Origin of the sequence: uncultured Intestinimonas sp. (assembly GCF_944387245.1) — a bacterium.
Lineage (GTDB): Bacteria > Bacillota > Clostridia > Oscillospirales > Oscillospiraceae > Intestinimonas.
On sequence record NZ_CALXEE010000091.1, the window covers coordinates 1 to 7,344 of the forward strand.

Below are 7,344 nucleotides of genomic sequence, written 5' to 3' on the forward strand. Positions count from 1 at the left end.
GCCTTGCTCACGCCGTTGCGCTCGGAGAAGTTGCGGATGGAGCGGGGGGTGTAGCCCCGGCGGCGCAGACCGCACAGGGTGGGCATCCGGGGATCGTCCCAACCGGAGACCCGGCCCTCCTCCACCAGCTGGCGGAGCTTGCGCTTGGACATGACGGTGTAGTTGATGCCCAGGCGGGCGAATTCAATCTGACGGGGCTTGGCGGGGACGGGGCAGTTGGCGATGACCCAGTCGTAGAGGGGCCGGTGGTCCTCAAACTCCAGGGAGCACAGGGAGTGGGTGATTCCCTCCAGAGCGTCCTCGATGGGGTGGGCGAAGTCATACATGGGGTAGATGCACCACTTGTCGCCCTGGCGGTGGTGGTGCATGTGGTTGATGCGGTAGATGACAGGGTCCCGCATGTTGAAGTTGCCGCTCTCCAGGTCAATCTTGGCCCGGAGGGTGTACTTGCCGTTGGGGAACTCACCGGCCCGCATCCGGGCGAAAAGGTCCAGAGACTCCTCGATGGGACGGTCCCGCCAGGGAGAGCGGGCGGGGGTGTTCACGTCGCCCCGGTACTCCTTGAACTCCTCAGGGGTGAGTTCACAGACATAGGCCAGGCCCTTCTTGATGAGCTCCACGGCGTACTCGTACATCTTCTCAAAATAGTCGGAGGCGTAGTAGAACCGGTCGCCCCAGTCGTAGCCCAGCCAGTGGATGTCCTCCTGGATGGCCTCCACGTACTCCACGTCCTCTTTGGTGGGGTTGGTGTCGTCCATGCGCAGGTTGCACAGGCCGCCGTACTTCTCGGCGGTGCCGAAGTCGATGAAGATGGCCTTGGCATGGCCGATGTGCAGGTAGCCGTTGGGCTCCGGGGGGAAACGGGTGTGGACGGTCATGCCTTGGAACTGCCCACCCTGCCCCAGGTCCTCGTCAATAAAATCATGGATGAAGTTTTGGGTCATTACGGGAGTCTCGGCTCCGGTGGCGGACTTGTGTTCCTCGGTCATGGTTTTGTCACTCCTTTAGTTTTCATGCAATTCTATATTTTACCCTGCCCTCGGCAAAAAAGCAACGGATTTCTCATAAAAAACAGGCGTGTCCACTGTACAGCGGACACGCCTGAAAGAGACACGGGAAAGGGACTCAGCGTCGGCCTGGGCCGCCACGTCCTGGCACGCCTCCCACTGGTCGTGGAACCCGATGTCCTGGGTGTTGGAGAAGTGGGTGGTAGCCTTACTGCCATCGTCGGTCAGACCCACGATGGCCACGTCCGCACCGCCCACCTCGATGGCGAAGCCGGAGGGGGCGCAGGGGGGCATGTGGCCGTGGATATTGGAGGTGGACATGGTGGTGAGAGCAGTGTCCAGCAGCAGGGAGGCCTCCCCGCGGGGCATCACAGTGGCATCCAGGGTGAGCACCTGGGGCAGCAGGCCGTCGGCCTGGCCACGGGCCAGGAAGTCCGTATCCTTGTCCGCACCGTAGACCGCCTTCATTACGGCCAGAGCAAACTCACTGCGGGTCATGGTCTTGTCGCCCTGGAAGGAGACGCAGTAAAGTTCCCGATAAACACGTAAAAAACCAGGAAAGGAGGAAAGGGGCGAAGGGGCAAAAAAATTTTCTCAAAAGTAGTTGACAAATTAGAATATTCGAATATAATAATATTAGAACAAGCAAATGAGGTGAGGACCATGGAGGACAGCAAAGCGCTGTACCAGGAGAAGACGGAGCTGCTCAAGGCCCTCTCCCACCCGCTGCGGCTCCAGATCGTGCGGGGGCTGCTGGTGGGCGGCTGCCGGAACGTGCGGTGTATGGAGGAGGGGACGGGCCAGAGCCAGTCTACCATCTCCCAGCATCTGATGCGCCTGAAGGCGGCCGGAGTGGTGAAATGTCAGCGCTCCGGAAATGAAATGTACTACGAGGTGGCCGACCCGGGCGCCGCCGCCGTAGTGGCGGCCCTGTTCGGAGACGAGGCGGGGGATTACAGCTGTCCCTGCGCCGGACTTCAGAGTGAGGAGGGATGACCGTTGCCTTATGATATTGCCGTGGTAGGGGGAGGTCCTGCGGGACTCAGCGCCGCCATCAATGCCCGTGCCCGCGGCAAGTCGGTGGTGGTGGTGGGAAACGACTATCGGGAAAGCCCCCTCTACCGGGCCGAGCGTGTGGACAACTATCTGGGCATGCCGGGTCAGACCGGTGCGGAGCTGATGGAGGCTTACCGGCACCACGCCGAGGCCATGGAAGTGGATTTCTGTGCCGGGCGGGTACTGAATATCATGCAGCTGGAAGGCACATGCTACCTGAGCATTGGCAGCGAGATGGAGATGGCCAAGGCCGTGGTCCTGGCCACCGGAGTGGTCCGGGGGAAAAAGCTGCCCGGTGAATCCAGGTACCTGGGCCGAGGGGTGAGCTACTGCGCCACCTGTGACGGCATGCTCTACCGGGGCAAACCGGTGGTGGTGGTGGGCATGGCCCCCGACGCACCGGAGGAGGCCAACTTTCTCCAGGGCATCGGCTGTCAGGTGACCTATGTCTCAGCCCACGCGCCAAAAAATCTGGTCCCTGCCATCCCCTATGTGAAGAGCGGAAAGCTGGAGATTGTGGGGGAGGAGACGGTGACCGCCCTGCGGGTGAATGACACCGAGCTCCCCGCCCAGTGCATCTTCCTCCTCCGCAGCGCCATGCCTCCCACGGACCTGCTCCCCGACCTGGCGTTGGAGGACGGGTACATCACAGTGGACCGGCAGATGAGAACCAATCTGCCCGGCATCTACGCCGCCGGTGACTGCACCGGGCTCCCCCTACAGCTCTCCAAAGCGGTGGGTGAGGGACTGGTGGCCGGTCAGGCCGCCGCCGAATATGTGGATCAACTGTCCAACAGCTGACATATTATTTTATTGATAAAAGGAGAATGAATTATGTCTGTTCTGCATCTCAATGAGTCTGAGTTCAATGCCAAGATCCCTGCTTCCTCCCTGGCCATGGTGGACTTCTGGGCCACCTGGTGCGGCCCCTGCAAGATGCTGGCCCCCGCCATCGAGAGCATTGGCGGCAAGTACGGTGACAAGGCTGTCATCGCCAAGGTGGACGTGGACGCCAACCCCGGCCTGGCCGCCAAGTACGGCGTGATGAGCATCCCCACCGTCATCTTCTTCAAGGATGGCAAGGAGATCGACCGGAAGGTGGGAGTCCAGCCCGCCGACGTCTATACCAAGACCCTGGACGCCAACCTGTAAGCAGAAAAAATGGAGGTCCCACCCCGGTGGGACCTCCATTTTTTATCTCAATTTCTCCATGACAAAATTGGTCAGAAACACCCCACGGCGCTCCACCTGCTGTGCCTTTACAACCCGATAACCCCGTTTTTCAAAAAAGGGACGGGCAGTGAGGGAGGCGTGAGTGGTGAAGCGGGCCGCGGCAGATGCGGCCTCCAAGGCGTCACACAGGGCGGTGGCGATTCCGCAGCTCTGATGGTCTCTGTGCACATAGAGCCGGTCCAGGTAGCCGTCAGGTGCCATATCTGCAAAGCCCAGAATGACGCCATTCTCCTCCGCCACCAGGGCATGGTGGACAGTAAGAGAGGCATCCCAGGCGGCCAGGTCCACTGGACCCGGCGCCCAGGCCTCCACCTGGGCCTGGGTGTAATCACGGAGATTCACTGAGTGTACTGTGTCGTAAAAAAGCCGGGCCAGAGCGGGACAGTCCTGGCTCTCATAGTCTCGCAAGAACATGACAATCTCTCCTCAGTGCTGCTTGGCCTCCAGCATGGACCAGACCTCGACCCGGTTGCAGCGGTAGTCGCCATCTCCGCTGCGGCGGTAGGAGCCCCGGAAGGGATCGCCGCCCAAATAGATAGGGAGCTGGTCACGCTCTCCCTGGGGGACCTGGATGACCACCACGCTGCCGTCGTAGGTGCCCGCCACCCAGATGTCCTCCGGCCGCAGGATGTTGGCGTTGACCACAGTGGGGTCATTGACCTTCTCCCAGAACTCCTGGACCATCTCGTGGGGCTCCAGCAGGCCCTGGACCCGCAGGCTGTGGTCAGGCAGCTCCTCCACCCCCAGCAGGATAATGCCGCCGGCGCTGTTGGCAAAGGCAGAGTAAGTCTCCCAGATGCTGTGGGGCAGGCCTCCGGTGGCCAGCTTGGCCTCCAGGCGGTTACCCTCCCGGTACTGCTCCATATGGTTGAGATCCAGCATGACGGCGTCCTCCTTTGCTCCGTTGGCACCATTATATCTGATTTGGGCTGTCCTGTGAAGTCACTTCATCACCGACGCCACCCGGTCCAGGATGCGGGCATGGGTCTGGTCCAGCAGATGGATGTAGATCCGCCCGGTGGTGGATGGGGTGGAATGACCAAGGGCCTTGCCGATGTCGAAGAGGGGGGCGCCCTGGGCGGAGGTCACGGTGGCGAAGGTGTGCCGCAGTCCGTGGAGGGTGATTTTTGGCATGTTGTTGCGGCGGATGAACCGCGTGAAGGCCAGGCTCACCGCGTTGGGGGCATAGGGTTCCCCATGCCGGTCCAACAGCACCATGCCGGTGTCGTCCCAGTCGCGGTCGGCCCGGATGCAGGCCTGCTGCTGCCGCTGCTGCTCCCGTAAAAGCAGAGCATGCAGGTCATCGGACAGATAGAGGGTTCGGGTGGAGGAGCGGGTTTTGGTTGTTTTCTGTATGATGGAAGCTCCGGCGGAGGTCCGCGCCTCCTTGATGCGCACCACCCGATTGGAAAAGTCCACATTGAGCCATCTCAGGCCACAGATCTCCTCCCGGCGCAGCCCCAGACCGGCGGCCAGCTTACCACCAGTTCCAGCCAGGTCCCTTCTGTGAGCAGGCAAAGCCTCCGCAAGTCATCCGGACCGTAGAATTTGGCCTCGAAGGGGATCAGGCGGGGCGGCTCCACCCGTTCCGTCGGACAGCGGGCCAGGATATCCTGTTTGACCCCCATGCGCAGAGAGGCGGAGAGCAGGTTGTGATGCCGCCGTACGGTATTTGGGGAAAGCCCTTTTTGCTTCATGAGCATGGTGTAGTATTTTTGGATATCCTGCGGTGTAAGCTTTTGGAGGGGAATATTACCTAGGGCCGGTGAAAGGTGGTTATCAATAATTTTGCGGTAGCCGTACAGAGCGGTCTCGGCACGGTTGGGACGGATGACCTCTTCCATCCAGTATTCCAGCCAGTGGTCCAGCGTCATCGGCCGAGGCAGGACCTGACGGGAGAGGTCCCGCTCTGTCTCAAATTGACGGAGTGCTTTTCTGGCTTGGGCCAGACTGACAAAGGTGTGACAGGTACGGACACGCCGTCCCTCCTCATCCAGGCCGTAGTCCATGTTGACATAATAGAGCTGACGGACGCTATCATAGGAGATGTTGCGTTCAATGCTCTTCCTTGACATAATGACCCCTCTTTTCCAAAAATTCAAGGAATCCAGTCTAGCATATGGAGGAACAAAAAAGTAGCATATGCCTTAAAAATGTATAAAAATGCCCTGATATAGCACTGAGCATGCTAAATCAGGGCATTTTTATAATATTTGGTAAAAACGAGGGGATCTAAGTGCAGGCCACGTGCTCAGCGATCCTGATCCCATCCGCGGCTGCGGACATGATGCCTCCTGCATAGCCGGCACCCTCCCCGCAGGGGTAGAGACCGGCCAGAGAAGACATGCCGCTGCTGTCGCGCAGGATACGGACTGGGGAGGAGGAGCGCGTCTCTACGCCGGTAAGCACGGCATCGGGACAGGCAAAGCCGTGTACCTTCCGGTCCAGAAGGGGGATGGCGGCCCGAAGGCTGTCGATGACATAAGGAGGCAGACAGGGGTCCAGAGCGATCCAGGTGACACCGGGCCGGTAAGTGGGAGAGATGGCGCCGGCGCCAGTGGAGGAACGGCCCGCCAACAAATCACCCACCAGCTGAGCAGGGGCAGAGAAGGGGGTGGAGCCGCCTGACGTACCCAGTGTCCAGGCGGCATGCTCCCAGGTCTCCTGAAAGCGGACGCCGGCCAGGGGGTCGGTGCCGGGGAAGTCCTCGGGCCCCACCCCTACCAGCAGGCCGCCGTTGATATTGACGCCTGCCCGGTCACGGTAGCTCATGCCGTTGGTGACAACCTGGCCAGGGGCGGAGGCGGCGGCTACCACCTGGCCGCCGGGGCAGACGCAGAAAGAGAAGACCGAGCGGCCGCCGGGCAGATGGCAGGCCAGCTTATAGTCCGAGGGGGGGAGCCGCCGCCAGGCAGGGCCGTACTGGGCCTCGGACAGGGCAGCTTGAGCATGCTCAATACGGACGCCGATGGCAAAGGCCTTCTGCTCCATGGGCACGCCCAGGTCATGGAGCATGGCAAAGGTGTCCCGGGCGGAGTGGCCGGGGGCCAGAATAAGGGTGTGGCAGGGGAGGGTATAGGGGCCCTCTGGCCCCTCCACCATGAGGCCGCAGACCCGTCCATCCCGGGTTTGGATGGCGTCCATCCGATTTTCAAAACGGACGTCACAGCCCAGTGCCTGGAGCTCCTGGCGAATGGATTTTACCACCCGCCGGAGCACGTCGGTGCCCACATGGGGCTTGTGGGAATATCGCACATCCTCTGGTGCGCCGTGCTCGATCAGAACGTCCAGGACGGCGGACAGGCGGGGGTCGTGGGTGCCGGTGGTCAGCTTTCCGTCGGAGAAGGTGCCTGCGCCGCCCTCGCCGAACTGGACGTTGGAGCGGGGGTCCAGACTGCCGGTGGACCAGAAGTTTTCCACGTCGGCAGTGCGGGTATCCACGTCACGGCCGCGCTCCAGCACAATGGAGGGAATCCCAGCCCGGGCCAAAAAGAGGGCGGCAAAGAGCCCGGCGGGACCCATGCCCACAACCACCGGCATGAGGTCGGGTTTGCTGATGTGGGCTGGGAAACGGTAGGGCTGAGAGACGTGAAGAGTCACATTCCGGTCGTTGGCCCGCCGAACAAGGGCGGCCTCGTCGGCGGCATCTACATCTACGGTGTAGACATAGTGGATATCCTGTTTTTTTCGGGCGTCGATGGACTGACGTACCGGCGTAAAGGTCCGGATGTCGGCGGAACGGATGCCCAGGCGCTTGGCGGCCTTTTTTTGCAGATCGGAGAGGTCCCCGTCGATAGGCAGGGACAGGTTGGAAATTCGTATCATGTTCGTATCACCTGGGATAGAGTCTACCATAAAACAGCGAAAATTTCCACGATGTTTCAGAAGAATGACATCAAAACTGGATGGCACTCTTGCTGGAGCGCCGTCCCGTTTTCAAGGTTTCAGTTTTCCAACCTGTATCTCAGTAAGAAATACCCTGCCACAGCATAGCATCCGCCGCCCCAAAACGCGGGGCGTTTTGGGGACCCCGTCTGATTTCACATCC

Annotated in this window: 10 protein-coding genes; 3 read left to right on the forward strand and 7 right to left on the reverse strand. The window is 60.8% G+C overall.

Annotated elements, in window-relative coordinates; translation table 11 throughout:
• The coding region (gene glnS, locus Q0K15_RS09955) for a glutamine--tRNA ligase (RefSeq protein WP_294515696.1) at positions 1-989 on the reverse strand (989 nt) is incomplete at its 3' end.
• A gap of 39 nt (positions 990-1,028) precedes the next feature.
• Entirely contained in the window at positions 1,029-1,505 is a 477-nt protein-coding gene (locus Q0K15_RS09960; protein ID WP_294515697.1) for a hypothetical protein, read from the reverse strand.
• A gap of 165 nt (positions 1,506-1,670) precedes the next feature.
• Here Q0K15_RS09960 and Q0K15_RS09965 point away from each other — a divergent pair, with 165 nt between their 5' ends.
• Genes Q0K15_RS09965 through trxA form a run of 3 tightly spaced genes read left to right on the forward strand, consistent with a single transcriptional unit; the run spans position 1,671 to position 3,215 of the window.
• On the forward strand, positions 1,671-2,003 hold the full coding sequence (locus tag Q0K15_RS09965; protein WP_294515698.1) for a metalloregulator ArsR/SmtB family transcription factor: 333 nt from the start codon (positions 1,671-1,673) through the stop codon (positions 2,001-2,003).
• A 3-nt stretch (positions 2,004-2,006) separates the two neighbouring features.
• On the forward strand, positions 2,007-2,864 hold the full coding sequence (locus Q0K15_RS09970) for an FAD-dependent oxidoreductase (RefSeq protein WP_294515699.1): 858 nt from the start codon (positions 2,007-2,009) through the stop codon (positions 2,862-2,864).
• Positions 2,865-2,897: 33 nt separating this feature from the next.
• Complete coding sequence (trxA, locus tag Q0K15_RS09975; RefSeq protein WP_130849350.1) at positions 2,898-3,215, forward strand: thioredoxin; 318 nt, start codon at positions 2,898-2,900, stop codon at positions 3,213-3,215.
• A gap of 42 nt (positions 3,216-3,257) precedes the next feature.
• On the opposite strand, the gene Q0K15_RS09980 is transcribed toward trxA, so the two are convergent.
• From Q0K15_RS09980 to Q0K15_RS10000, 5 genes are all read right to left on the reverse strand, one after another.
• The gene (locus tag Q0K15_RS09980; protein ID WP_294515700.1) at positions 3,258-3,710 is read right to left on the reverse strand and encodes a GNAT family N-acetyltransferase; all 453 of its coding nucleotides are present in this window, start codon (positions 3,708-3,710) and stop codon (positions 3,258-3,260) included.
• Positions 3,711-3,722: 12 nt separating this feature from the next.
• Complete coding sequence (locus Q0K15_RS09985) at positions 3,723-4,178, reverse strand: ATP-binding protein (protein WP_294515701.1); 456 nt, start codon at positions 4,176-4,178, stop codon at positions 3,723-3,725.
• A gap of 60 nt (positions 4,179-4,238) precedes the next feature.
• Positions 4,239-4,814: a site-specific integrase gene (locus Q0K15_RS09990; RefSeq protein ID WP_294515702.1), complete on the reverse strand. Its 576-nt coding sequence runs from the start codon at positions 4,812-4,814 to the stop codon at positions 4,239-4,241.
• Positions 4,727-5,371, reverse strand: a complete 645-nt coding sequence (locus Q0K15_RS09995) for a phage integrase SAM-like domain-containing protein (RefSeq protein WP_294515703.1) — start codon at positions 5,369-5,371, stop codon at positions 4,727-4,729. Before Q0K15_RS09995 ends, Q0K15_RS09990 begins: the two co-directional genes overlap by 88 nt.
• Positions 5,372-5,528: 157 nt before the next feature.
• Positions 5,529-7,121 carry an FAD-dependent protein gene (locus tag Q0K15_RS10000; RefSeq protein WP_294515704.1) on the reverse strand — a complete coding sequence of 531 codons (1,593 nt, stop codon included), beginning with the start codon at positions 7,119-7,121 and terminating at the stop codon, positions 5,529-5,531.
• Positions 7,122-7,344: the final 223 nt, after the last annotated feature.